The organism is Streptomyces sp. AMJ-169, from assembly GCF_055597585.1.
In genome coordinates this window covers 13,180-38,468 of record NZ_JBVLTJ010000005.1, presented here as the reverse complement: position 1 = coordinate 38,468, position 25,289 = coordinate 13,180, and the positions used below count along the sequence as shown (strand labels likewise).

Genomic DNA, 25,289 nt, shown 5'->3' with positions numbered 1-25,289 from the left:
CTCAACTCACCTGATGTCACCGGGGAGTTCCCTTCCGCGCCGCATGGCTCAGCCTGATCAGCAGTGCCACGATCGCCCAGTTGGTCACCACCGACGAACCCCCCTGCGCGAGGAACGGCATGGCCATCCCCGTCAGCGGGATCAGCCCCGTCACCCCGCCCGCGATCACGAAGACCTGGAGCGCGAGGATCGAGGCGAGGCCGACGGCGAGGAGCCGGCCGAAGGGGTCGCGCAGGGACAGGCCCGCCCGGTAACCCCGCTCGATCAGCAGCCCGTACAGCAGGAACAGCGCCGACAGGCCGGCCAGGCCCAGCTCCTCGCCGGCCGTCGCCAGGATGAAGTCGGACTTCGCGGCGAAGCCGATCAGGACGGAGTGGCCGAGGCCGAGCCCGGTGCCGAGGACGCCGCCCGCCGAGAACGCGAACAGGGACTGGGCGAGCTGGCCGGGCCCGAGACCGGCGTCGATCGACGCGAAGGGGTGCAGCCAGTCCTCGACCCGGCTGTGCACATGCGGCTCCAGGGCGCTGACCCCCGCCGCCCCGGCGCACGCCAGCAGCAGCCCGACCACGATCCAGCCGAGCCGCCCGGTCGCGACGTACAGCATGACCACGAACAGGCCGAAGAACAGCAGCGAGGTGCCCAGGTCGCGCTCCAGGACCAGGACGCCGACGCTGATCAGCCAGATCGCGACGACCGGGCCGAGCACCCGGCCCGCCGGGAGCTGGAAGAACAGGAGGCGGCGGCCCGCGTACGCCAGCGCCGTGCGGTTGTCCGCGAGGTACGCCGCGAAGAACACCGCCAGCAGGACCTTCGCGAACTCGCCCGGCTGGAAGGAGAGTCCGTCGATCCGGATCCAGATGCGGGCCCCGTTGACCGCCGGGAAGAGCGCCGGGAGCGTCAGCAGCGCGAGGGCGGCGGCGACGCTGACGTACGCGTAGCGCTGGAGCAGGCGGTGGTCGCGCAGGGCGAGGACGATCAGGATGAACAGGCCGACCCCGAGCGTCGACCACACCAGCTGCGCCGGTGCGGCCCGGTCGCCCGGGGTCTGGAGGTCGAGCCGGTAGATCAGGACCAGGCCGATGCCGTTGAGCAGCACCCCGATCGGCAGCGGCAGCGGATCGGCGTACGGGGCGCGCAGCCGCACCGCGAGATGCGCCAGCAGCGCCGACGCCCCGAGCCCGGCCCCGTAACCGGCCGCGCCCGGCGGCAGCACTCCGCCCTTGGCGAGGCCGACGGCGCAGTAGCCGTACACCGACAGCAGCACGGCGACGACGATGAGGGCCAGCTCGACGCCCCGGCGGCGCGGGAGGCGCTCCGGCGCGGCGGTCGCGGTACCGGCGCTCATCATGTCCGGAACCTACCCAAATGCCGCTCCTTGTGCCGCTTTAACACCAGCGTGGTGCCGGGCCGATGTTGTCGATGTAGCGCGCCGCGCCCCACGCCCAGGTGCCGTCGGTCAGCAGGTACCACAGCGGGTTGCCGTCGATCCGCTGGCCGGCGGTCTTGCAGTAGATCTCGACCCGCTCGCCCCGGTAGGCGACCCGGATGATCCGCGAGCCGCGGTCGGGGGCGTCGCGCAGGTACAGCTCGTCGGCGGTGACGACGCCCCGGTAGCGGCGGGGGTCGTCGCGGCCGTGGTCGAAGCGGCCGTCGTTGTCGAACCGGCCGTCGTCGAAGCGCCCGTCGTCGTCGAACCGGCCGTCCTCCCGGCCGCCGTCCCATTCCTGGTACCGGCCGCCGTCGTCGCGGTAGCCGTCCCCGTCCCGCCCGTCCGCGGCGGCGGCCGGCAGGGCGGCGGCGGAGAGGGCGAGGGCGGTGAGGGCGCCGGCTATGCCGAGGCGGGTGAGGGGGGTGCGCATGGCGATGACCTCCGGGAGAGGGGGTGGAGCCGATCAATCGCCACGCTAGAAGCGGTCTGCCCGCAGCTGCCCTTTATGTTGCGCCATTAGGCGCGTGCAGCGTGAGCGTCGCGACCGCCCCGCCGCCCTCCGCGTTCGCGAACTCCAGCCGCGCGCCCAGCACTTCGGCCTGCCCCGCCGCGATGGTCAGCCCCAGCCCGTGCCCCCGCGCGCCGCCCTCGGTACGGAACCGCTGCGGCCCGTCCTGGAGCAGATACTCCGGGTACCCCTCCCCATGGTCGCGCACACTGACGCTCGCCCCCTCGACCCGCACCACCACCGGCCCCTTCCCGTGCCGGTGCGCGTTGGACACCAGATTCCCCAGCACCCGCTCCAGCCGGCGCCGGTCGGTCTCGACGAGCGTGTCGTGGACGACGACGACCTCCGCCGCCTCCCCCGACGCCCGCACGACCCGCTGGGCGAGCGTCCCCAGCGCGACCGTGTCGACGTCGAGCCGCTCGCGCCCGGTGTCCAGCCGGGAGATCTCCAGCAGGTCCTCGGTGAGCACGCGCAGCGCGGCCACCCGGTCGCGCACCAGCTCCGTCGGCCGGCCCGGCGGGAGGAGTTCGGCGGCGGCGTGCAGCCCGGTCAGCGGGGTGCGCAGCTCGTGCGCGACGTCGGCGGTGAAGCGCCGCTCGCTCAGCAGCTTGCGCTGGAGCGAGCCGGCCATGGTGTCCAGGGCGGCGGCGACGGCGGCCACCTCGTCGTTGGCGGCGCGCGGATCGTCGACGCGGGCGTCGAGGTCACCGGCGCTGATCCGCCGGGCGACCTGCGCGGTGGCGTGCAGCCGGCGCGTGACCCGGGTCACGGCGACCGCCCCGACCAGCAGCGTCACCCCGATCGCCAGCCCCGCCGACCACAGGATCGCGTTGTCCAGCGCCACGATCGTGCCCGCCTGCTGCCCGTACTCGACCGCCACCCCCAGCGCGTGCCCGCCGTCCGCCGGGCCCGCCGCCCACATCAGGGGCTTGCCCCGCCAGTCCGCGACGACCGTCCCGCGCTCCCCGGCGAGCGCGAGCCTGCGCAGCTCCGGCGGCAGCCCCGGCGGGTCGATCCCGGCCCCGTACTCCAGCGCGTCCCCCGCCTCGTACGAGTCCGTCGCGTCCGCGAGCCGGCTCAGCGCCAGGTCGCGGGCCTGGCCGACGGTCTGGTCGGTGACCTGGACGTGCACGAGGATGCCGAGCAGCGCGGCCAGCCCGCAGCACATGACCGTGATGAACGCGGCGGCTTTGACGGCGAGGGTGCCGGTCCACTGGGGGAGCCGGATCATGAGCGGCTCGCCGTGGGGGACGGGTACGGGGTCGCCCGGTGCTTGCCCGTCGGCATCCGCTTGCCGTCCGTGCGCAGCATCTCGTCGTGCGTCAGCAGCATCGCCTTCTGCTCGGCGTCCCACGTCCACTGGAGCCGGTACTGGTAGTCCGCGAGGTCCGAGGGCGACCGCACGATCACCGACCGCCCCGCCAGCTCGACCGCGCTCACCGCGTCCTCCCAGCCCATGACCTGCACCAGCCGGTGGTCCTCGACCGTGTACACGCGCACGGCCGTCAGATCGCCGGGCAGCATCCGGAACCCCAGCGTGAGATCGGCGCGCCCGTCACCGGTGAGGTCACGGTAGTAGGGCGTGAGCACGGGGCAACTTCCTTGACCCGCTGCTGTACAGCCTTTGATGAGCCGCGCGGTGTCGCGGTAGGGCGCCTTCGCGCCGGTGTAGTCCCCGGGGTCGCCCGCGATCTCGGCCCGTACGACGGCCACCGGGTCCACCGCGCGGATGTCGTCCCCGGGGACCGTGATCCCCTTGATCACATGCCGGTCCGCCTCGTCGATGTCCCAGGCCGGACTCGAAGCGGGCGACAGCGAGGGCCACAGCCGTACGGGGCTCGTCGCGACCGGCGCGGGCCCCGCGCCCCGCAGCTTTCCGGCGTCTCCGCAGGCCACGGCGGTGGCGGCGAGGAGGAGGGCGGTGAGGGCGAGGCGGAGCGGGCGGATGAGGGGCACGCTGCACACCTTATTCGTAAGGAATTCCTTTTTGCGGACGGATGAACTATCAGGCGGTCCGCTTGCGAGGGGTTGCCTTTTTGGTGGGCGTCGCCTTTCCCGCCGCAGGCTTCTTCTTTGCCGTTTCTCCCCGGGACGCTTTCGCCGCGCGCACACTGTTCTCCAGGGCCGCCATGAGGTCGAGCACCTTGCCGGAGGTGTCGGGAGCGGCGCCCGCCGGCGGCGCCTCCCCGCTCGCCTTCGCCGAGATGACCTCCTCCAGCGCCTCCCGGTACTCGTCGTGCAGATCCGCCAGATCGACCTCGCCGAGGGTGTCCATCAGGGCGTCCGCGAGATCCAGCTCCTTGTCGCGCACGGTCACCGGCGTCTCGGGCGCGACCCCCTCCGGCGCCCGGACCTCGTCCGGCCACAGCAGCCCGTGCATCGCGATGGCGTCCCCGACCACCCGCAGCATCCCCAGCCGCTCCCGCCCCCGCAGCGCGAACTTCGCGATAGCGACTTTGTTGCTGCGCTTCAGGGCCTCCCGCAGCAGCGTGTACGGCTTGGCGGCGGGCACCCCGGAGGCGGCGAGGTAGTAGGCGGCGTCCAGCTGGAGCGGGTCGATCCGCTCGGCCGGGACGAACGCCACGATCTCGATGGTGCGGGCGGTCGGCAGCGGGAGGTGGGCGAGGTCGTCGTCCGTGATCGGGACGATCGTCCCGTCCGCCTCCTCGTACCCCTTGCCGATCTCCGCCGCCGCCACCTCGCGGTCCTCCAGTTCGCAGACTTTGCGATAGCGGATGCGGCCGCCGTCCTCGGTGTGGATCTGGCGGAAGGAGATCGAGTGGCTCTCGGTGGCGTTGACCAGCTTGATGGGGATGCTGACCAGGCCGAAGGAGATGGCGCCGTTCCAGATGGATCGCACGGGTGAGGTTCCTTTCCGTACGGTCTTGTGGGCGTGGGGTGTCTTGTGCGCGTTGGTGCAGGTTTGCGTGATTCTTATCGTATGACGCCTCTCACCACGGTGGACGGCCGGCGGCTGGCGCTGACCCACCTGGACAAGGTCCTGTATCCCGGGGACGGCTTCACCAAGGGGGAGCTGCTGCACTACTACGCGAGCGTCGCGGAGGTGCTGCTGCCGCATCTGCGCGGCCGGGCGGTGTCGTTCCTGCGCTATCCCGACGGCCCGCGCGGCCAGGTCTTCTTCACCAAGAACGTGCCGCCGGGGACGCCCGAGTGGGTCACGACGGCGCGGGTGGAGCGGAAAGAGGGGCCGGCGCGGATGGTCGTGATCGAGGATCTGGCGTCGCTGATGTGGGCGGCGAACCTGGTCACGGAGTTCCATACGCATCAGTGGACGGTGGCCGAGCCGTCCGTGGCCGACCGGCTGGTCTTCGACCTGGACCCCGGCCTGCCGGCCGGGATGCCCGAGTGCCGGGAGGTCGCCCTGTGGCTGCGGGACCGGCTGGCGGCGGACGGTTTCGAGGCGTGCGTGAAGACGTCCGGGGCGAAGGGGCTGCATGTCCTGGCGGCCGTGCGGGACACTCCGGACCAGGTCAGGGCGTACGCGAAGCGGATCGCCGTGGAGGCGGAGGAGGGGCTGGCCGGGCGGGTCGTGCACCGGATGCCGCGCGCGCTGCGGGTGGGGAAGGTGTTCGTCGACTGGAGCCAGAACGCGGGCCGCAAGACGACGGCGGCGCCGTACACCCTGCGGGTGGGCGAGAAGGCGGTGGTCTCGGCGCCGGTGAGCTGGGAGGAGGTGGGGGGCGGGGGAGAGCTCGTGTTCGGACCGGGGGAGGTGGCGGGGCGGGTGCGGGAGGCGGGGGATCTGTTGGGGGTGGTGTTCGGGGAGGGGAGGGGGGTGCCGTGAGGGGGTTTTCCGGGGGTGGGGTGATCGGCGGGCCGGAATCTTCCGGGGCCGGGGGTGTCGGTGGGCGGGGTCTTCCGGGGCCGGGCTCGTAGGTGGCCGGAGTTTTCCGGGGGCCGGTGCCTCGTACGGGCTGGGGCCTGCGCCGGATCGGGCCGGCCGGCGGCGGCCGGGGTCCTTCGGGGCGGGGTGTGTGGGCGGCCGGGGTCTTTCGGGGCGGGGTGTGTGGGGGATCGGAGTTTTCCGGGGCTGGATCTGTCGGCGGCCGGATTCCTTCGTCGGCCGGGGTTCTTCGTCGGCCGGGTTTCTTCGGGGGCCGGGATTTCCGGTGGCCGGTGCCTCGTGCGGGCTAGGGCCTGTCCGGCGGATCAGGCTGGAGGAAATAGACGGTATCTGCCCAGCTCACGCGAGCGGGGTCTGGTGCGTGCAGCTGCAAGGCGGAGGAGGGAGTTGACGCGGAGCGTCGGCGACCGACGACAACGCGGCAGATGTGCGTGCCAGGGCCCGCGACCCCAGCAAGATCCGCCGGACAGGCCCTAGACCCGGTCCCAGGTGTGCCGGTCGCGGGCCATGGCGTGCAGGCCCTCCACGTCGCCCGGTTTGAGGACGCCGCCCTGCCGGCCCAGTTCGGTGAGCTGGGTGTCTTCGAGGACGCGGACCTCGCGGGGGGCGGTGACGAGTTGTACGGAGTGGGCGCCGACGACCGCGAGGACGGGCCGTACCTCGGCGGTCAGCGCGTACGACGCCCGCGCCGCGTCCGCCCGGACCCGCCGCAGCAGGGGCTCGGGGTCGCGGCGGCCGAGGGTGACCAGGGGGTCGGCGACGCGGACGCGCTGTTTGCGGGCGGGGAGGGTGTGCACGGCGAAGATCCCGGCCGGCCCGATGACCAGGTGGTGCAGACGGTCCCCGCCGGGCAGCGGGACGGAGTGCAGGGTGTGCCAGCCGGCGCCGTCGAGGGAGTCGAGGACCTCACCGACGGCCTGCTCGGCGGCGAGGGCGCGGCGGCGCGGATCGGGGCGCAGGGGGTTGCCGCCCGGCGGGGTGCGGTCGAGGGAGACGAGGAGGGTCTCGCCGGGCCGGTTGGGGGCGAGGTCGTCGTCGGGGTGGAGGGTGAGGCGGGCGAGTTCGGCCGGGGTGGGGACGGGCGGCGGGCCGACGGTGACCTGCCCGGTGAGGAAGGGGGAGAGGGCGTCGAGGACCTGCTGGCGGTAGTCGTCGCTGAGGAGATTGACCCGGGCGGCCTCCCTGTCGTACCAGGCGATGTTCCTTCCGTCGGTGAGACAGACGTAGAGCCGTTCCTGGCCGTGCCGCCAGGTCGGTACGACGCGCAGTGCGGTCATTGCGCCATCACCCCTTCGACCATGGAACCGTCCGGGCACGGCTTGGGCAAGAAGGCGGTTACCTTTGGCGCGAGTTGGGCAGGCCAGAGGCAGATCCCTTGCACACGTCCTGGTGCCGCACCGTCCCGGGGGGCGACCTCCGGCCTCCTCGGATGCGGACAGTGAGCGGCAGACCTGAGTGAACGCGCGTTGGGGAGGCGCTGTTGCGGACCCGCAGGAAGCAGCCTGACGTACCACCTCCGGAAACCCCCTGGAACGAGATCGTCCCGAACCTCTGGATGGGCGGCCACGAATTCCTCTCCCGCACGGGCCGGCTCGAACGGGCGGTGGTCCGGCGGGAGTTCGACGTGGTCCAGTCCCTCCTGCGCCTCCCGGGTCACGGCCCCGACCCGGGCGTCGAACACCACATCTGGGACATCCCCGACGGCCCCCTGGACGGCACCCAGCTGGCCGGCGTGATGCGGCTCGCCCAGGCGGCGTGCGAGGCGTTGTCCGGGGGGCGGCGGGTGCTGGTCCGCTGCTACCACGGCTACAACCGGTCGGGCCTGGTGGTGGCCCACGCCCTGGTCCGCCAGGGCGAGACGGCCGAGGAGGCGATCCGTTTGATCCGCTCCCACCGCTCCCCGTGGGCGCTGCACAATGAGCTGTTCGTGGAGTATTTACGGGCGGGGTTGTCTACGGCTCGGTTGTTGGAGGAGTTGGCGGAGTGAGGGTGGGGGGCTGTCCGGGTGCCGGTCTTTGGGGGGGGCGGGGCCTGGGGTTTGTGGGGTGTGGTCTTCGGGGGGAGGCCCGGGGTTTCGGCGGGCGTGCTCTTCGGGGGTGGGGTCCGGGGTTTCGTCAGGCGCGCTCTTCAGGGGGGAGGCCCGGGGTTTCGTCAGGCGTGCTCGATGGCCTCGAAGATGTCGCAGTCCGTTTCCTGTTGCCAGCCGGGCAGTTCGGGCCAGTCGGCCACGTATCCGGGCTTGGGGTCGTCGAAGTGCTTGTACATCTGGGCCGTCCAGCACATCGCGACGAAACGCCCCTTCTGCTCCCTCGGCAGACGGGTGGCGTGTCCGCCGCTCAGGTCCAGGAACTGGCGTACCTGGGCGTACACGGAGGCCGCCGCCGCGCGCTCCCAGTCGGGCATGTCCTGCCAGGGGGTCACGTAGCCCGGCTTCGGTTCGCCCGGGAAGTGCTTGTGCACTCCCGCGATCCACGCGTCACGGAAAATCCGCGAGCCGTCGGTCTCGGACATTCGTCTCCTCTCGGCGTGCGGTGAGAGTGCCGGTCTCGGCCTTGAGTCTATGGGCGGTGCATCCGGAGCTGGGGCGTGAATCAGGAATACCGCACGCCCTGTTCGGGGCCTTCCTATTCCGAACGGTCCCTTTTCTCAAGCCCCTTGAGGGTCGCCCACCTGGCCAGCACCCCCACCGCGAGGGAGACGAGGATCGCGCCCCAGTCGATGACGTGAGGGAGGCCGGGGAAGAAGGCGAAGACGGCGAGGGTGAGGAGGGCGCCGACGAGGAACGCCAAGAGGGGGAGGCGGCGTTGCCGGGGGTGCTCGGGCATCGGGTGCCTCACTTCGTGATGTGGTGGCACTGGCTCACCCGGCGCACCCCGTTGACATGCAGATGCGCGCAGGACTTTCCGTAACGGGGCAGCGTCTGCGGTGAGTTGCCCCGCATCGGATCGATCCTGCACTCGCTGTGGGTACGGCCCCGCGAGGTGCGGTACGTCCTGTTCTCCGTGTCGGCGTACGTGAAGTCGATCCGCCAGTTGCAGAACCCGCTGCTGAGAGCGGCCACGAATCCACAGTCGACCCCGGCGTTCTGATACGTGATCCTCCGGCCCTCACCCCGGATGACATGCGTGAACATGCACCCCGTCGGCACCTTCATCGTCACCCCGCCCACGGCGTACTCGAAGGTCCGTACAGGAGTCGTACCGATCGCGCCGGCGTGCGCCTGAGCGGGCCCCGAGAGAATCAGCGCCCCTCCCACCGCACCCCCGGTGAGACAACGCACCGCTAGCTTCCTGAACATGACGACCCCCTGGCATATATCCCACCGGAATGTTCCGCTACTCAGAGCAACGGGGGTGGTGGGGCGGGGGTTACCAGGGGGCTGGGGTCGTCATCAGGAAGAGTGAGCCGGGGGGAGGGCGAGACCGGGTCACCCCCCTTCGTGCGCGGAAGCCCGGTCACCCCGAAGAAGTGACCGGGCTCCGACCCCTCAGCTCACCCCAACCCCCGCATCCCCCGCCAATCCTTGGCCAACACCACCTTCACCGCAGCGTTCGTATTGGTCCGCGACGGGTTGTAGATCCGAAGCTGACCGTCCACCCCGGAGCGGGTCCACAGGTCCGGAACGGCGTCCCCATTGACGTCCGGGATTCCCAGCACCGTCTGGATGTTCGCCTCCGTCCAGCCCGTCCCGTACGCCACATCCCCGTTCAGCGAGTTCGCCGCCAGTTTCAGGGACTCCGGATCCACGCTGCCCGACACCGCGCCCGGCTTCCCATGGCGGACGTACATGTTGCCGTTGTCCATGTTGCGCCAGAGCAGATCGGGAGTTTTGTCGCCGTTGACATCGGCGACGTTCACTATGTCCCGCCGCGCCCACGCGTCCGCGTTCATCTGCGTCGCCGTCTGGAACTTGGCCCCGGTGTACCCGGAGAGAACCCAGAAGCCCGCCCCCGAACGCAGTACAAGATCCGGCAACTTGTCCCCGGTGACATCGCCGACGGCCTTGATCTGGATCCACGTCGAAGGCACGGGCACATTCGGCGGAAGCATGACCTTCAGGCGCCGGTCGACGTCGAAACTGCCGTACCCGTCCCCGGGGTACAGCCAGAACCCGCCGTCGGGAGTGACCGCGAAGAGGTCGGTGATGCCGTCGCCGGGGTACGCGTCGCCGTAGTGGGTGATGAGCGCGGACCTGCCGGTCGCGGGGTCGTACCAATGCCCCTTCGGGTTCAGGCCCGCGGGGCCGGCGGCGGTGCTGTACGACGCGTCGAGGCAGGTGTCCAGCTCACCCCCCTCGTCCCCGGCACAGTTGACCAGCTTGCCGTCGGCATCGATGGCGAGGAGGTCGGGGAAGGTGTCGCCGGTGGTGTCGTGCGGGCCGTCGCCGGATTCCGAAGGGGCCAGGTAGAAGGTGTGGTTGGTGGGCTTGCCGGCGTTGCCGACCGCGTCGTAGGCGATGACGTTGAGGGTGTTGGGGCCCGCGTGTCTCGGGGCCAGCGCGGTGACCGTGGACACCCCGTTGGCCGGCGTCGGGGCGTCCTTCCAGTCCAGCCCGTCGATGGCGTAACGGAATTTCGTGGCACCGGCCGAAGTGAACGTCACCGCACCGGTCTTGCCGAATTTCACGGTCGCCCAGGTCGCCCCGTCATCGGTGGCCTCAAGGAACACGTCGGTGTCCACGGTCGGCGGCGGCGGGGCCGACCCGTCGACGGTGACCGTGCACCGGTTCCCGCTCGTCGGGTAGTACGCGGAGACGCGCCCCCCGGAGTCCTCGGCGCGGACGTCCCAGTGGTACACGCCTTTGTCGACGAGGGTGCTGGAGGCGATCGTCAGCGTGCCCTTGCCGGAGGAGAGGGAGGTGACCAGGGTCCCGGCCGGGGTCGAGGCGCCCGACTTCCAGAAGCGGAACCGCAGACCGCTCAGATTGCCGTCCGGATCGGAGGACTTGGCGGACAGGACGAGGTTGGTCCTGCCGATGGTGGCCCCGGCGGCGGAGGTGTTGCAGGTGCCGCCGGGCGCGCTGGAGACGCTGCTCGGGACGGCCGGCGGACGGTTGTAGACGACTTCGAGGGTCGCGGACGTCGCCCGGAACTTCCGCCAGGTCTGGCTGTCGCCCTCGCTGGTCGCCCGCATCCCGAAGGTGACGTTGGACCAGCCGCCGTCGGCGCCCTTCTGCGCGGCGGACTTCACGTTGAACGCCTCGTAGTCGTCAGGGCAGTTGCCTGAGGACCAGCCGTGCGCGAACGACTTCCGCTGGATCTCGGTCGACCAGCTGGGCTGTTTCTGCCAGGTGGTTCCGGACGAGATCGCGCCCGTCAGCCAGAACTGGAACTCCCGTGCCGTGCACGACCAGGAGTGGTTGTTGAGGACCTTGAACGTCGCCGAAGTGACCGTCGCCCCCTTCAGCGCCGAGCTGAAGTTCATCCGCCAGAACGAGCGCGCCGTCCCGCCGGTGTCGCTCTCGTACCCGACCCGCGCGTCCGACGTGCCCGAACTGAAGTTGGTCCCGTTCCAGAAGCTGGAGTTGGGGTACGGCTTGTAGGCGACGGTCCAGGCCAGCCAGCCCGCGTTGAGCGTCGGGTCCACGAACACCGGGAACTCGGCGGCGGGGTCGGCGAGCAGCCCCGAGGCCCCCGCCCGCACCTCGATCCGTGCGCTCCCCGTCCCGTCCCCGGCCAGCGCGATCGGCGTCCGTGCCTGCCGGGAGCCGGGTTCGATCCCACTGAGGCCGGGCAGCCGCAGGACGTCCTCGGGGGTCGTGACACCGCCCACCGAGCCGGTCTGCCCCGAAGTGCCCTCCGGATCCCGCCCGCTCGAGTCCCAGGCGAACGGCGTCGGCACCGACCCCACCTCCCGCCCCGCCGGGTCCACCACCAGCACCCGGCCCGCGCCGGCGTCGTACCGGAACACGGCCGTCGACGACGACAGGCCGTACGACACCGTCGCCAGCGCCGGATTCCCCGCCGCCTCCCGTGTCTTGACGATGAGCAGCTGCGCGAAGCCGCCCTCCTCCCGGGCGACCAGCAACAGGTCGACGCCGGGCAGGACTTCGGAGTACAGCGCCCGCGAACCGCTCAGCAGCGGCTCGGGCAGCTCACCGGGCCAGGAGTACGAGATGACATGGCCCTGGACGACCGTCCGGGCCAACTCCGTGTGTCCGGCGGCGATCTGAGTCTGCGCCAAGATGCCACGCGCGTAAGACCTGTCGGCCCTGGACGGTGTGCCGTCCGCGAACCACAGCGGCACCGCCGGATTCCCCGGCGCCACCCCCAGCCCCTCGGGCGCACCCCCGACTCTCCGCAGCCGGTTGTCGACCGGTGCCCAGCGGCCCTCGGCGTTCTTCGCCCGCTGCGGCAACGCGCTGGTCCGCGTGCGGAGTTGACCGTCGGGGCGGGCCCAGGTCAGAGAGGTCGCGGTGGTCGCCGTCTCGACGGCCACCTCCTTGCCGGTACGGCTCGCCTCGGCGGCCGCGGCCTGCTCGTCGCGCGGCGGGGTGGCGGCCTGTCGTGCCTCGACAGGCTTGCGCGGCTTGTCAGTAGGGGTGCCGTCGGGTGTCCACCAGGGCAGCAGCGTGGCCGCCACAGCGGCCAGCACCAGACCGACGGCGATGGTCAGGAAGCGGGGTGGTGCGGGCACGGCGGTCTACTCCCGTGGGAAACAGGCGAATGGAGACAGGGGCGCGCACACGATCACACGGTTCTCACAGTTCGTCCATGTATGAAAATTTTATAAATCCGTGATGGAGGCTTGGTGCGGGCTTGACCATCCCTCTTCCGGCCGACTATCAGTGTCTATACGTCGATTTGGCTTGTGATGGACATCTCAAAAGGAGGTTCCCCGTCCGTTTCGAGGACCTTGCTTCCTGTGTGGTTCATGTCAGAAGGTGCCGTCCGCCTCTGTTGTTCCGCATGTCTGGGTGGAGTCGACGCGAATGCGTGCTCAAGGTCCATGGCCGCAAGGTCTTCGGCGGCGCCGGCGGCTCGGCCGCGTGGCGACCGTCCTTCTGCTGTCCTCGGCGCTGACGGTGACGAGCCTCGGCGCCGACGCGTTCGCCGTGCCCGCGCCCGGTCTGACCCGCGCCGTCGCCCTGCCCGAACTCCCCGAGAACACCGCGGTCGGCGGCGACGAGGAGGCGGAGAAGAGACTCACCACCGCCCCCGAGATCCCGGTCAGCCCGTACGCGCCGAGCGCCGTCACCCCCTGGACGGAGGACTCCGGCACGGCGACCCTCACCAAGGACACCGCGCCCGGTACGACCGTCCCCGTGGACGACCTGCCGATCGCCGTCGGTGTCCCCGAGGGCACCGATCCGGCCGCCCTCGCCGGTGACTGGAAAGTCGACCTCGCACCGCCGGCGACCTCACAGGACGCGGGCGTCTCCGGCCTCATCATGCGGGTCACCCCACCGGCCGCCGCCGACCCCGCCGCCCAGGTCGCCCTCGCCGTCGACACCACCGCCTTCGCCGACCTCTACGGTCCCCAGGCCGCCGACCGCTTCGGCCTGATGCTGCTGCCCGACTGTGTCCTGGACGCCCCCGGCACCGGCGACTGCGCGGCCGAGGGCACGACGACGATGGCCGGCAAGGGGGAGCAGGGCGCCGAACGGCTGTCCAGCTCCGTCGAGTTGGTACCGATGGCGCAGGCACCCACCCGGACGACCGCCGCACGGAAGGCGACGAACCGGAGGATCCTGTCGGGTGCGGTGCCGGTCGGCGAACTGCTCGGCGGGAACCCGGAGCCGGGGACGGCTCCGCAGCCGGCGTCGGCGAGGAAGGCGGACGGCGGCGCGGATGCCGTACAGGCCGCTTCCGTCCTCCCCGCCCTGAACGCCTCCGCCCCCCAGGTGGTCGGCGCCCTGGACACCGGCTCCTCCGCCTCCGGCGACTACACCGCCACCCCCCTCCTCTCCGCCGGCTCCTGGTCCGCCGGCTCCTCCTCCGGCGCCTTCACCTACGCCTATCAGGTCCAAGTACCCGAATCCGCAGGCGGCTTGACGCCGAAGGTGAACCTCAGCTACTCCTCCCAGTCGGTCGACGGCCGCACCTCCGCGAGCAACAACCAGGCCTCCTGGATCGGCGACGGCTGGGACTACAACCCCGGCTCGATCACCCGTACCTATGCCGGCTGCCGCGAGGACTCCAAGAAGGCGGGCTCGAACAACAAGACGCACCGCACGGCCGACCTGTGCTGGGGCTCGGACAACGCGACGCTCTCGCTGGGCGGCACGACGACCGAACTGGTGTGGGCGGGCGGCAAGTGGACGACGGCGAACGGCGACGGGTCGGTCGTCCAGCGGATCCGCGACGACAGCACCGGCAACGGCGCCTACAAGGGCGAGTACTGGATCGTCACCACCCGTGACGGGACCAAGTACCACTTCGGCAAGCACAAGCTGCCGGGCTGGGCCGGCGGCAAGCCGGTCACCGACTCGGTGCTGACGGTCCCGGTCTACGGCAACCACCCCGGCGAGGACTGCTATCAGTCCGAGTGGAAGAACTCCGGCTGCACGCAGGGCTGGCGCTGGAACCTCGACTACGTCGAGGACCTCCACGGCAATGCCATGTCCCTGTGGTGGAAGACCGAACAGAACCACTACGCACGGAACTTCGACTTCAAGGCGCCGGTGGTCTACGACCGCGGCGGCTGGCTCGACCACATCGAGTACGGCCAGCGCAAGGACGCCGCCGGCAGTGTCCTCGACACCCCGGCCCCGTCGAGGATCTCGTTCACGGTCGCCGAACGCTGCCTGGACACCGCCGACCTGAAGTGCACCGAGGACAACTTCAAGGACAAGGACCCGGGCAAGTACCGCAGCTGGTACGACACTCCGGCCGACCTGCGCTGCCAGTCCGGCAAGATGTGCTGGAACGCGGGCCCCTCCTTCTGGTCCCGCAAGCGGCTGACGACCATCACCACCGAGACCCGGCGCATCGCGGGCGACCCGGCGCGGCAGAAGGTCGACAGCTACGCTCTCACCTCCAACTTCCCCGTCCTGCGCACCGGTCCGAACACCGCCCTGTGGCTGGAGTCCGTCCGGCGCACCGGCTACGACCCGGCCGGCGCGAGCGTCGCCCTCAACGCGGTCCGCTTCGAGCCCAACGCCGAGGACATGCCGAACCGGGTGAAGAGCGACAACCGCCCCGGCTTCTCCCGGCTGCGTATCGCCCGCGTCATCAACGAGTACGGCGGCGAGACCGTCGTCCGCTACAAGGACCCCGAGGCCGCCTGCCGCACCGGCGCGGGCCTGCCCGGCAAGAAGGACACCGCCGCGCTGAAGGCCAACACGCGGCTGTGCTACCCGGCTTACTGGAACCCCGACCCAGAGGTCGAGGACATCGACTGGTTCCACAAGTACGTCGTCGACACCGTCGAGGAACTCCCCAACGTGGACGGGGCGTTCGCGACCCGCACGGAGTACAGGTACAAGAACGCCGGCTGGCGGCTCGCCGAGGCCGAGTTCACCAAGAAGTCCACGCGCACCTATTCGCAGTTCGCGGGCTTCGAGCAGACCACCGTCCTCACCGGCGCCGACGAGGACTCGACCGGCGCCAAACGCTCCAAGGCCGTGACCCGCTTCTTCCGCGGCATGGGCGACGACGTCCCCGTCAAGGACATCGCCGGCGCCGAGATAGCCAAGGACCGCGAGCCGTTCGCGGGCCGTATCGCCGAAGAGCTGACCTACACGAACGCGGGCGACGCCGACACCGACTGGCTGTCACGCTCGGTGACCGTCCCCGAGGCGACGGAACTCGCGAGACGCGACCGCGACGACGGGCTGAGTCCCTTGCGGGCATGGCGGGTCACCGAACCCGAGGAGTTCGCGTACACCCGCTCCTCCGGCACCGGTGACGACACCCGCACCCAGCGGACCGTCAGATCGACGACCACGTACGAGCCGGCGTACGGCCTGCCCACGCAGGTCGAATCCCTCGGCGACACCGCAAAGACCGGCGACGAGTCCTGCACCAAGCTGGAGTACGTCCACCAGAGCGCGAAGAACCTCATCGGCCTCAGCAAGCAGGTCCTGGTCTCCCCGACCACCTGCGCGGCGGCCGACTTCACCAAGCTGACCACCCTGAGCGGCGCGGCCCGCACCGCGTACGACGGCAAGGGCTACGACGACCCGCTCGGCGCCGGCACCCTCGGCGAGGCCACCCAGACCTGGTCCCTGAACGGCACCGGCACCGGCTTCCAGACCGACGGCCGCACCGAGTTCGACGCCGTCGGCCGCGTCACCAAGCGCGTCGACCCGGACAACAACCCGTCCGCCATCAGCTACGACCCGCCCACCGGCCAGGTCTTCACGGTCACCGAGACCAACGCGGCAGGACACCGCCAGATCCAGGAACTGGAACCCGGCCGCTCGGTCAGCCTGCGGACCACCGACGCCAACAACCTTGTCAGCGAGGCGAAGTACGACCCCCTGGGCCGCCTCTCCGAGGCCTGGGCGGCGGGCCGCACCCCGTCCTCCTCGGCGGTCCCGGACTTCAGGGCGATCTACACGATCCCCCAGTACGACGCCGACAACCCCGACCGCGCACCCCCGTACGTCACCACGCAGGCCCGCGGCAACGAGGGCCGCATCGAGACGTCCGTCACCCTCTACGACGGCCTCGGCCGTGAGCGCCAGACGCAGGAACAGGCCGACGGCGGCGGCCACTTGATCACCGACACCCTTTACAACAGCTCCGGCGAGGTCTGGCAGACCAACAACGCCTACCTCACCCACGAGGCGGCGCCGGGCCGGCTGTTCACCCCGGTCGCCGACACCGCCGTACCCAACATCACCCGCTACACCTACGACGGCCTCGGCCGCGTGCTGACCGAGACCCCGGTCCTGAAGGTCCTCGACCCGCTGACCGGGGAGACCTCCTCGCGGCCGGTCCCCGAGCGGGCGACCCGGTACGAGTACGGGCAGGACTGGTCGAAGGTCGTCAACCCGGCCGGCACCTCCGACTACCGTGTGTACACGGACGCGTTGGGCCGCACGGCCCGCGTCGACACCTTCAACCCCGAGGCGCCGGGCGGCTTCACGTCCATGCGCTACGGCTACGACGCCCACGGCCGGCTGGAGAAGGCGACCTCGTCCGCGGCTACCGCGCACCTGTGGAGCTGGACCTACGACCACCGAGGCCGGCAGCTCACCGCCACCGACCCGGACACCGGCACGACGAGCACGACGTACGACCACCGCGACCGCGCCCTGACCACCAGCACCGCACGCGCCACGGTCTGGAACGGCTACGACCTCCTCTCCCGCCCCACCGAACAGCGCCTGGACTCGGCGACGGGCAAGCTGCTGGCGGCCTTCGAGTACGACAAGGCACCCGGCGGCAAGGGCATGCCGTACGAGGCGACGCGTTACACGGACGGCGAGGCGTACAAGCAGAGGGTCGACGGCTACACCAAGGACTACCAGCCGACCTCGACCACCCTGACCCTCCCGCAGTCCCTCAAGGACGCCTGGGGCCTGGACACTTCGTACACCTACGGCTACGCGTACACCGACACCGGCGCGCTGGAGGAGGCGACCCTCCCCAAGGCGGGCCGCTTCGACGCCGAGAAGCTCGTCGTCCGCTACAACAAGGACGGCAAGCCCCTCTCTGTCTCCGGCAAGGACTGGTACGGCGCCGAGACCGTCTACGACGCCTACGGCCAGGTCCTGCGCTCGACACTGGGCGCGCAGCCGTACCGGGTCTGGACCCAGTCGACGTACGACGAGTCCAGCGGCGAACTGGTCGACCAGTCCGTGTACCGGGAGAACGACGGGGACAAGTCCGTCGTGGGGGGCAACCTCGTCTCCAAACGGTCGTACACCTACGACCCTTCGGGCAACGTCACCGCGATCCAGGAGCACTCGACCGGCATCGCCGAGCGCCAGTGCTTCGCCTACGACCCGCTGGGCCAGCTCAAGTCGGCCTGGACAGCAGGAAAGCAGACGGCCTGCACGTCCCCGAAGAACACCGACGGCACCCTCGACGTCACGGCGGGCAAGGACGGTTCGGGCTACTGGCAGGAGTACGAGTACGACCTCGTCGGCAACCGCACCAAGCTCACCGAGAAGAACCTGCAAGGCGACGCGGCGAAGGACGCCACGACGTCGTACGCCTACGGAAAGGCCGACGGCAGCCAGCCGCACACGCTGACCCAGGTGGCGAAGACCTCCACGACCCCGCAGGGCACGCAGGTCAAGGCGGAGGCGCAGCGGCTGTACGAACTCACCGGCGAGACCAAGTCGGTCACGTCCGTCCAGACCGGCGACCAGCAGGAGCTGTCCTGGACGTACGACGGCAAGATCGAGCGCATCACCGGCCAAGGGGCGGGCGGCAGAACCCCGTACGTCGGCCTGGCGGACAAGTGCCTCGACCTGACCAGCGGTTCGGCGGTGTCCGGCCAGCCGCTCCAGCTCTACCCCTGCAACGGCTCCGAGCCCCAGAGCTGGCGTTTCGCCGCCGCTCCCGGCACGGACGCGGACAAGGGCACGCTGCGGGTGTACGACGACTGGTGCGTCCAGCCGACGGCGACCGCCGCCGCCGGCACCCCCGTCGGCATCGCGAAGTGCAACGGCACGGCCGCGCAGGAACTGAAGCGGACGGCGTCGGGCCAACTCGCCTTCGGGAGCTGGTGCGTCGCCGTGAAGGACGCGAACCCGGCGAACTCCACCCCGGTCGTCCTCGCGGCCTGCGACGCGGCGAAGCCCGAACAGCGCTGGGCCCCGCAGAACGACACCCGCTACATCTACGGCCCCGCCGGCGAACGCCTGCTGGCGGTCAAGGGCAAGCAGGCGACCCTCTACCTCGGCGACACGGAGGTCACGGTCGCCGCGGGCGGCGCGCTGATCAACACCCAGCGCACGTACTCGGTGCCTGGCGGCGCCGTCATGCGCTACGCGTACGGCACCGGCGGGGACCGCCTGGTGGCCCTGGCGGGCGACCACCAGGGCAGCACCTACGCCGAGGTCGCGATGAGCGGCACGATGTCCGTCCGCATCCGCAAACAGGACCCGTACGGCAACCAGCGCGGCGCGGGCACGGTGGGCGTCAACTTCCAGTCCCACACCGGGTTCCTGGGTGCGACCCGCGACGACGCCTCGGGCTACCAGCCGCTGGGAGCGCGCCTGTACGACCCCGTCGTGGGCCGCTTCCTCTCCGCCGACCCGGTCCTGGACCTCAACGACGTCCTCCAGACAAACGGTTACTCCTACGCCCACAACAACCCCGTGACCATGTCCGACCCGACGGGCCTGGCGATCAGCCTGACCGCGTCGGAGCGGGCGGCGGCGCTGGCGGGCGCGGGACTCTCGGCGGCCCAGGTCGCCCAGGCCCAGTCGACGATGGGCAAGTCGCTGTCGTCCGTCGTCCTCGCGGTCGCCTGGGAGACCCTGAAGGACTTCATCGGCATCAACGACGCCCTCGCCTGCTTCGGCGGCGACATGTGGTCCTGCGGCAGCATCATCCTCGACGCGATCCCCTGGACGAAGCTCGGCAAGATCCCGTCCGTCCTGAAGGCCGTCAACCGCACGATCAAGGCGATCGAGTCCTTCAAGGCCGCGAAACGCGCTGCCGAGGCGGTCCTGAAAGCGGCGAAGGCGGCGGAGGCGGCCGCGCTGCGGGCCAAGAAAGCGGCGATCGAGAGAGCGAAGAAGGAAGCAGCTCAACGGGCCAAGAAAAAGGCGGCGGAACAGGCGAAACGCACCGCCGACGCGGCTGCGGCACGGGCGAAGAAGACCGGCAACGCGGTGCAGAAACAGGCCCAGGCCAAAGCCGCGCCCAAGGTCTCGACGGTCAAGGCCGCAGGCAGCGGTGGCGGGAAGAGCGGGGGCTCGAAGCCGGGCGGTACGTCCGGGGGGTCCTCGCGCGGCAGCGGCGGGTCGAGCGGGGGCGGGGGCTCCGGAAAGTCCGGGGGCGGCGGCTCCGGCGGGGTGCCCAGTTCACGGGGCGAGGCCGGTGACCGGCCCCCGCTGGTCGACGTGGACCGGGCCCCGGCGAGCTGGAACCTCGACGACCGGCTGGCCGAGGTCGAGGCACGCGTCCCGACGTACGCGGTGCTCGGCGCCAGCGCCCGCACCAGGACCCGTACCTACGTCGGCGCGGTCAACACCCGCACCGGGGACACCGTGTGCGCCTCCTCCGGCGGCGGATACTGCGCCGAGGGCAACGCGCTGCTGGCCCTGGGCGGGAACCCGGACGAAGTGATCTTCACCAATGCGTATACGTTGGCGCGTGACAGCGAACGCAACTGGTCGGCCGTCCTGAAGAAGGTCTGTGTCCGATGCCAGGCGGACTATCCCGACCGTGAGGCCAACTTCGTGCCCGGAATCCAAGGCGAGCCCGGCGGGCCGTGGGGAGACTGAGAGATGACGACTCTCTTCGAGATCGAGCTGGCGAAGCCCGACTGGGCCCTGCTGGAGTGCGGCTGCGGTGAGCGCGCCGCGCACCTCCCGGCCCTGATCAGGGAGCTGACGACGCTCGACGCGGGGCACGCGGGCGGCGACGCGTTCGCCACCTCGCTGCACGGTCACGTCATGACCCCCGCCGACGGCTTGCTGCCGGTGACGGAGGCCTTCGTCCCGGTCGCCTTCGCGGCCCTGCTCGGCCCGTTGTCCGAGCCCTCCCGCCGGGAGACCCTGGGCTGGCTGCTGCGGATCGCCGGCCCGGCCGTGGACGCGGGCACTCCCGTCGCCGAGGCCTGCGCCGAGGCCGAGCGGCAAGGCCTGTGGGTCCTGTACGCGGAGGTGGTCCAGGGCGAGTCCGCCGCCGGCGCCGCCTACGCCTTCGAGACGCTCATGCTCATCGAGGAGGACCTGGACCGGCTGCGCGCGGTGCAGGCGGCGGTGGGAGAGCGGCTTCCGTGGGACCTGAGGTCCGAGGAGATCTGAACCCACCGCGTACGGGGACACAGGCGAGTCACTCCGGGGAACGCCGGCCGAAGCATCTTTCGGCCGGCGTTCTTCCGTTGCCGGCACCCCTCACAGAAACCCCCGCCACACATCTGTTGACGCCCCCAATGTTACCGGTAACATCGCCAAGCGTCGGAACAAGTGAATCCCCACCCCACCCCTCTTCCGCCCACCCTACGGGAGCGCTCCCGCGCGTCCGGAGCCGAGCCGCACCCCTCGGCCCCAAGCCCCCGAAAGGCCCCTCATGCCCGCCCTGACCACCACCCCCACCTCCTTCCTCCTCGACGGCGCCCCCTTCCGGATCATCTCCGGCGCCCTGCACTACTTCCGCGTCCACCCCGACCAGTGGACGGACCGCCTGCGCAAGGCGCGCCTGATGGGGCTCAACACCGTGGAGACGTACGTCCCTTGGAACCTGCACCAGCCCGACCCGGACACGCTGGACATGGACGGCCTGCTGGAGCTGCCGAGGTTTCTGCGGCTGGCGCAGGAGGAGGGGCTGAAAGTGCTGCTGCGGCCGGGCCCCTACATCTGCGCGGAGTGGGACGGCGGCGGCCTCCCGCACTGGCTCACCACCGACCCGGACGTACAACTCCGCAGCAGCGACCCGAAGTTCACCGCGATCATCGACCGCTACCTGGACCTGCTGCTGCCCCCGCTGCTGCCGCACATGGCGGCGAACGGCGGCCCCGTCATCGCCGTCCAGGTCGAGAACGAGTACGGCGCGTACGGCGACGACACCGCCTACCTCAAGCACCTCGCCGAGAGCTTCCGCGCGCGCGGCGTGGAGGAACTGCTGTTCACCTGCGACCAGGTGAACCCCGAGCACCTCACGGCGGGCGGCCTCCCGGGGGTGCTGGCGACCGGCACCTTCGGCGGGAAGATCGACACCGCCCTGGCGACCCTGCGCGCCCACCAGCCCGAAGGCCCCCTGATGTGCGCCGAGTTCTGGATCGGCTGGTTCGACCACTGGGGCGGCCCGCACCACACCCGCAGCGCCGAGGACGCCGCCGCCGACCTGGACCGGCTCCTCGCGGCCGGCGCCTCCGTCAACATCTACATGTTCCACGGCGGCACCAACTTCGGCTTCACCAACGGCGCCAACCACCACCACACCTACGCCCCGACCGTCACCTCCTACGACTACGACGCCCCCCTCACCGAGAGCGGCGACCCCAGCCCCAAGTACCACGCCTTCCGCGAGGTCATCGCCCGGCACACCCAGGTCCCCGCCGAACTCCCCGCCCCGTCGTCCCCCAAACTCCCGCCCACCGAAGTCGAGTTGACCGACCGCGCCCCCCTCCTGCCGTACGTGTCCGAACTCTCCGGCCGCACCGTACGCTCCGAACACCCGGTCACCGCCGATGAATTGGACCTGCGGGCCGGATACGTCCTGTACCGCACGACGCTGCCGGCCGACGGGCGCGGGCTCCTGCACTTCACCGGCGGAGTGGGCGACCGCGCCCAGCTGTACGTCGACGGCGCCCCCGCCGGCGTCCTGGAGAGCGAGCACCGCCAGACCACCCTCCCCCTCCAAGTCCCCCGCGCCGGCGCCACGTTGGAAGTCCTCGTCGAGAACATGGGCCGCGTCAACTACGGCCCCCGCATCGGCGCCCCCAAGGGCATCCTCGGCCCCGTCACCTTCAACGGCACCCCCCTGCACGGCTGGGAGTGCCGCCCGCTGCCCCTCGACGCCCCCCTCACCCCGGCCCTCTTCACGAAGGCCGACACCCCCCACTGCACCGAACCCGCCTTCCACCGCGGCGAGTTCGAGGTGGCGACCCCCGCCGACACCTTCCTCTCGCTGCCCGGCTGGACCAAGGGCCAGGCCTGGATCAACGGCTTCTTCCTCGGCCGCTACTGGAACCGCGGCCCCCAGCAGACCCTCTACGTCCCCGCCCCCGTCCTGCGCCCCGGCACCAACACCCTGACCGTCCTCGAACTCCAGGCCACCACCACCCCCCGCGCCCACCTCACCGACACGCCCGACCTGGGCCCGAAGGGGCAGTGAAACCAAGTGAGTTCAGCGACCGAACGCCCGGCGGCACAAGCGGCTACGGCAGCGGCGGAAACGGCTCCGGCGGCGGCACAGGCATGTCCGGCAGCACCGCAAGCGGGCCCGGCCCGTGAGCCGGCACAGCACCGGCTGCGCGTCCCCCCGCCCCCCGCCCCACCCCTCACCCACCACCTCCCCTTCACCGACGCCCCCGGCGTCCCCGACCCCGTCGGCATCACCTCCCGCTGGCTCACCCGCGCGGGCCGCCCCTGGTTCCCGGTCTCCGGCGAGTTCCACTACTCCCGCTACCCGAACGGGAGTTGGGAGGAGGAACTGCTGAAGATGAAGGCGGCCGGCATCACCGCCGTCGCCTCCTACGTCATCTGGATCCACCACCAGGAGACCGAGGCCGTCCCCCGCTTCGACGGCGACCTCGACCTGCGCCGGTTCGCCGAACTCTGCGCCCGCCACGGCCTCGACTTCATCCCCCGCATCGGCCCCTGGTCCCACGCGGAGGTGCGCAACGGCGGCCTGCCCGACTGGGTGTTCACCCGCGTCACCGCCGCCCGCACCGACGACCCCGCGTATCTGGCCGTCGTACGCCCCTGGTTCGAGGCCGTCGCGGAGCAACTCGCGGGCCTCGGGCGGGAGTCGGGCGGCCCGATCGTCGCGATCCAGATCGAGAACGAGCTGTACGACCAGCCCGGCCACCTCCTCACCCTCAAGCGGATGGCCCAACAGGCGGGGCTCAGCGCGCCGTTGTGGACCTCCACCGCGTGGGGCGGCGTCCAGCTCCCCGGCGACGAACTCGTCCCGCTGTACGGCGGCTACCCCGAGACCTTCTGGACCGAGGCCGACGGCGGCTGGCCCGACACCTGCCGCAAGCACTTCTTCTTCACCCACCAGCGCGACGACGAGGGCATCGGCGCCGACCTGCGCCCGACGGAGGTGCGGGGCGTCGACGCGGCCGTGTACGCGGCCCGATTCCCCTGGGCCACCTGCGAGTTGGGCGGCGGCATGGCGGTGTCGTACCACCGCAGGCCGCGCGTCGACGCCGCCGACGTCGGGGCGCTCGGGCTCACGAAGATCGGCTGCGGCTCCGTCTGGCAGGGCTACTACATGTTCCACGGCGGCACCAACCCCCGCCCCGCCCTCCAGGAGTCCCACGCCACCGGCTACCCCAACGACCTCCCCGCCCTGACCTACGACTTCCAGGCGCCGCTCGGCGAGTACGGCCAGTACCGCCCCTCGTACGACGAACTCCGCCTCCAGCACCTGCTGTTGGCCGAGTTCGGCGAACGGCTCGCGCCGATGGACTCGGTTCTCCCCGAACAGGCCCCGGCCGGCCAGCACGACCTCGGCACCCTCCGCTGGGCCGTCCGCACCGACGCCGTCTCCGGCTTCCTGTTCGTCAACAACCACCAGCCGCACGGGCAGTTGCCGGACCACCCGGGTACCAGGTTCACCGTCGATTTCCCCGACGGCGACTCCCTCACCGTCCCGAGCACTCCGGTCACCGTCCCTCAAGGGGCCTATTTCTGCTGGCCGTTGCGGCTGGAGTGGGGCGGGCTGCGGATCGAGTGGGCGACGGCCCAGCCGGTCTGTTCGGTGGACTCCGGAGGCCGAACGGTCCTGGTGCTGGCCGCCGTTGAGGGAGTGCCGGTCGAACTCGCCCTGCGGGACGTGGACTTGCTGAAGCTTCCCGAGGGCGCCGAGGCGACGGCGGGCGCCGACGGCGTCGTCCTCATCACGGGTGTCCGGCCCGGGACGGGTGCCTGGATCGGGACAGGGGCGGCGGACGTTTTGATCCTGGACGCCGGGGCCGCTCGGACCGTCTACAAGGGGAGGGTGCGGGGGGCCGAGCGGCTCGTGCTGTCGGAGGAGGGGGTGGTCTTCGACGAGCATCGGGGGGAGGTGCGGCTGCATGCCCGTACGCCGGGGCCGGCGTCGTTGGCGGTCCACCCGCCGCTGGACGGGCCTCCGGAGGGCGCGGCCGAGTCGCGGGACGGCGCTCTGACCAGGTACACCTTCCGCCCGCCGCCCTCGGATCAGCCCGCCCCCACGGCCCACCTGCTCCGCGCGGCGGGCCCGGCGCCGGTTCCCGAGCGGGGCGCCCTGGGCCGGGCGAGCGCTCCGGCGGACCACTGGTACGACACGTCGGCCGCCGTATACGCGATCGACGTCCCGCCGACCATGCCGGGCATCCTCCGCCTGCACTGGACGGGCGACGCGGCCCGCGCCTACGCCGGCGACCGCTTGATCGCCGACCAGTTCTACTCGGGGCGCCCCTGGGAGATCGGCACGGACCGGCTGGGGGCGGGGGAGCGGCTGACGATCCGGATATTGGCGGCGGCGCCGGGGGTGGGGGTGTATCTGCCGGAGGGGGCGGTGGGGGCTGAGGTGGCGGAGTTGCGGGGGGTGGAGTGGGGGGTGGGGGGTGAGGTGAGGGTGGTCTGAGGGGCGCTGTTCAGGGGGCGTGCGGGCAAGGCTGCCTCCGCTGTCTCGGCGAGGGGGGAGGTCTGTCGTACAGGGGGCGCGCGGCGGGCTGGCGCCCCCCCCACAGGCCTCTCGCCCCCCACCCCACCCCAGCGC

Annotated in this window: 15 protein-coding genes and 1 pseudogene; 6 read left to right on the top strand and 10 right to left on the bottom strand. The window is 71.3% G+C overall.

Translation table 11 applies throughout. The annotated features are described in order from the left end of the window. Positions 1-16 precede the first annotated feature (16 nt). The 5 genes and pseudogenes from ACYUD3_RS13490 to ku all read right to left on the bottom strand — a co-directional run. Complete coding sequence (locus ACYUD3_RS13490) at positions 17-1,348, bottom strand: FtsW/RodA/SpoVE family cell cycle protein (protein ID WP_470968604.1); 1,332 nt, start codon at positions 1,346-1,348, stop codon at positions 17-19. 37 nt (positions 1,349-1,385) lie between these two features. Next, complete coding sequence (locus ACYUD3_RS13485) at positions 1,386-1,859, bottom strand: SH3 domain-containing protein (RefSeq protein WP_470968601.1); 474 nt, start codon at positions 1,857-1,859, stop codon at positions 1,386-1,388. A gap of 73 nt (positions 1,860-1,932) precedes the next feature. Next, a complete protein-coding gene (locus ACYUD3_RS13480) occupies positions 1,933-3,168 on the bottom strand; it encodes an ATP-binding protein (protein WP_470968598.1) in 1,236 nt (411 codons plus the stop codon). Then, the gene (locus ACYUD3_RS13475) at positions 3,165-3,893 is read right to left on the bottom strand and encodes a hypothetical protein (RefSeq protein WP_470968596.1); all 729 of its coding nucleotides are present in this window, start codon (positions 3,891-3,893) and stop codon (positions 3,165-3,167) included. Before ACYUD3_RS13475 ends, ACYUD3_RS13480 begins: the two co-directional genes overlap by 4 nt. A gap of 52 nt (positions 3,894-3,945) precedes the next feature. After that, positions 3,946-4,797: pseudogene (gene ku, locus ACYUD3_RS13470) on the bottom strand (non-homologous end joining protein Ku); the annotation flags it as partial. Between the two features lie 81 nt (positions 4,798-4,878). Between ku and ligD the strand changes: the two are divergent. Then, entirely contained in the window at positions 4,879-5,742 is an 864-nt protein-coding gene (gene ligD / locus ACYUD3_RS13465) for a non-homologous end-joining DNA ligase (RefSeq protein ID WP_470968593.1), read from the top strand. A 533-nt stretch (positions 5,743-6,275) separates the two neighbouring features. On the opposite strand, the gene ACYUD3_RS13460 is transcribed toward ligD, so the two are convergent. Next, a complete protein-coding gene (locus tag ACYUD3_RS13460; RefSeq protein WP_470968590.1) occupies positions 6,276-7,079 on the bottom strand; it encodes a nuclease-related domain-containing protein in 804 nt (267 codons plus the stop codon). Between the two features lie 203 nt (positions 7,080-7,282). Here ACYUD3_RS13460 and ACYUD3_RS13455 point away from each other — a divergent pair, with 203 nt between their 5' ends. Then, entirely contained in the window at positions 7,283-7,789 is a 507-nt protein-coding gene (locus ACYUD3_RS13455; protein ID WP_470968587.1) for a protein-tyrosine phosphatase family protein, read from the top strand. 164 nt (positions 7,790-7,953) lie between these two features. On the opposite strand, the gene ACYUD3_RS13450 is transcribed toward ACYUD3_RS13455, so the two are convergent. The 4 genes from ACYUD3_RS13450 to ACYUD3_RS13435 all read right to left on the bottom strand — a co-directional run bounded on the left by ACYUD3_RS13450 (position 7,954) and on the right by ACYUD3_RS13435 (position 12,438). Beyond that, a complete protein-coding gene (locus ACYUD3_RS13450) occupies positions 7,954-8,313 on the bottom strand; it encodes a hypothetical protein (RefSeq protein ID WP_470968584.1) in 360 nt (119 codons plus the stop codon). 113 nt (positions 8,314-8,426) lie between these two features. Continuing rightward, a complete protein-coding gene (locus ACYUD3_RS13445) occupies positions 8,427-8,627 on the bottom strand; it encodes a hypothetical protein (RefSeq protein ID WP_470968581.1) in 201 nt (66 codons plus the stop codon). An 8-nt stretch (positions 8,628-8,635) separates the two neighbouring features. Continuing rightward, positions 8,636-9,100: a hypothetical protein gene (locus ACYUD3_RS13440; RefSeq protein WP_470968578.1), complete on the bottom strand. Its 465-nt coding sequence runs from the start codon at positions 9,098-9,100 to the stop codon at positions 8,636-8,638. 194 nt (positions 9,101-9,294) lie between these two features. Further along, complete coding sequence (locus ACYUD3_RS13435; RefSeq protein WP_470968576.1) at positions 9,295-12,438, bottom strand: DNRLRE domain-containing protein; 3,144 nt, start codon at positions 12,436-12,438, stop codon at positions 9,295-9,297. 352 nt (positions 12,439-12,790) lie between these two features. Between ACYUD3_RS13435 and ACYUD3_RS13430 the strand changes: the two genes are divergently transcribed. The 4 genes from ACYUD3_RS13430 to ACYUD3_RS13415 all read left to right on the top strand — a co-directional run bounded on the left by ACYUD3_RS13430 (position 12,791) and on the right by ACYUD3_RS13415 (position 25,154). Beyond that, on the top strand, positions 12,791-20,155 hold the full coding sequence (locus ACYUD3_RS13430; RefSeq protein ID WP_470968573.1) for a ricin-type beta-trefoil lectin domain protein: 7,365 nt from the start codon (positions 12,791-12,793) through the stop codon (positions 20,153-20,155). Between the two features lie 3 nt (positions 20,156-20,158). Next, positions 20,159-20,680 carry a hypothetical protein gene (locus ACYUD3_RS13425; RefSeq protein WP_470968570.1) on the top strand — a complete coding sequence of 174 codons (522 nt, stop codon included), beginning with the start codon at positions 20,159-20,161 and terminating at the stop codon, positions 20,678-20,680. A gap of 265 nt (positions 20,681-20,945) precedes the next feature. After that, positions 20,946-22,712 (top strand): glycoside hydrolase family 35 protein, encoded by a 1,767-nt coding sequence (locus tag ACYUD3_RS13420; RefSeq protein ID WP_470968568.1) that lies wholly within the window; start codon positions 20,946-20,948, stop codon positions 22,710-22,712. Between the two features lie 135 nt (positions 22,713-22,847). Further along, positions 22,848-25,154, top strand: a complete 2,307-nt coding sequence (locus tag ACYUD3_RS13415) for a beta-galactosidase (RefSeq protein WP_470969738.1) — start codon at positions 22,848-22,850, stop codon at positions 25,152-25,154. Positions 25,155-25,289 lie beyond the last annotated feature (135 nt).

What these genes read in the sequence shown, in the direction of transcription:
- ACYUD3_RS13445 (WP_470968581.1), bottom strand. Translation starts at nt 8,627, where the DNA reads ATGCCCGAGCACCCCCGGCAACGCCGCCTCCCCCTCTTGGCGTTCCTC.
- ACYUD3_RS13425 (WP_470968570.1), top strand. Translation starts at nt 20,159, where the DNA reads ATGACGACTCTCTTCGAGATCGAGCTGGCGAAGCCCGACTGGGCCCTG.
- ACYUD3_RS13420 (WP_470968568.1), top strand. Translation starts at nt 20,946, where the DNA reads ATGCCCGCCCTGACCACCACCCCCACCTCCTTCCTCCTCGACGGCGCC.
- ACYUD3_RS13480 (WP_470968598.1), bottom strand. Translation starts at nt 3,168, where the DNA reads ATGATCCGGCTCCCCCAGTGGACCGGCACCCTCGCCGTCAAAGCCGCC.
- ligD (WP_470968593.1), top strand. Translation starts at nt 4,879, where the DNA reads ATGACGCCTCTCACCACGGTGGACGGCCGGCGGCTGGCGCTGACCCAC.
- ACYUD3_RS13460 (WP_470968590.1), bottom strand. Translation starts at nt 7,079, where the DNA reads ATGACCGCACTGCGCGTCGTACCGACCTGGCGGCACGGCCAGGAACGG.
- ACYUD3_RS13440 (WP_470968578.1), bottom strand. Translation starts at nt 9,100, where the DNA reads ATGTTCAGGAAGCTAGCGGTGCGTTGTCTCACCGGGGGTGCGGTGGGA.
- ACYUD3_RS13490 (WP_470968604.1), bottom strand. Translation starts at nt 1,348, where the DNA reads ATGATGAGCGCCGGTACCGCGACCGCCGCGCCGGAGCGCCTCCCGCGC.
- ACYUD3_RS13450 (WP_470968584.1), bottom strand. Translation starts at nt 8,313, where the DNA reads ATGTCCGAGACCGACGGCTCGCGGATTTTCCGTGACGCGTGGATCGCG.
- ACYUD3_RS13485 (WP_470968601.1), bottom strand. Translation starts at nt 1,859, where the DNA reads ATGCGCACCCCCCTCACCCGCCTCGGCATAGCCGGCGCCCTCACCGCC.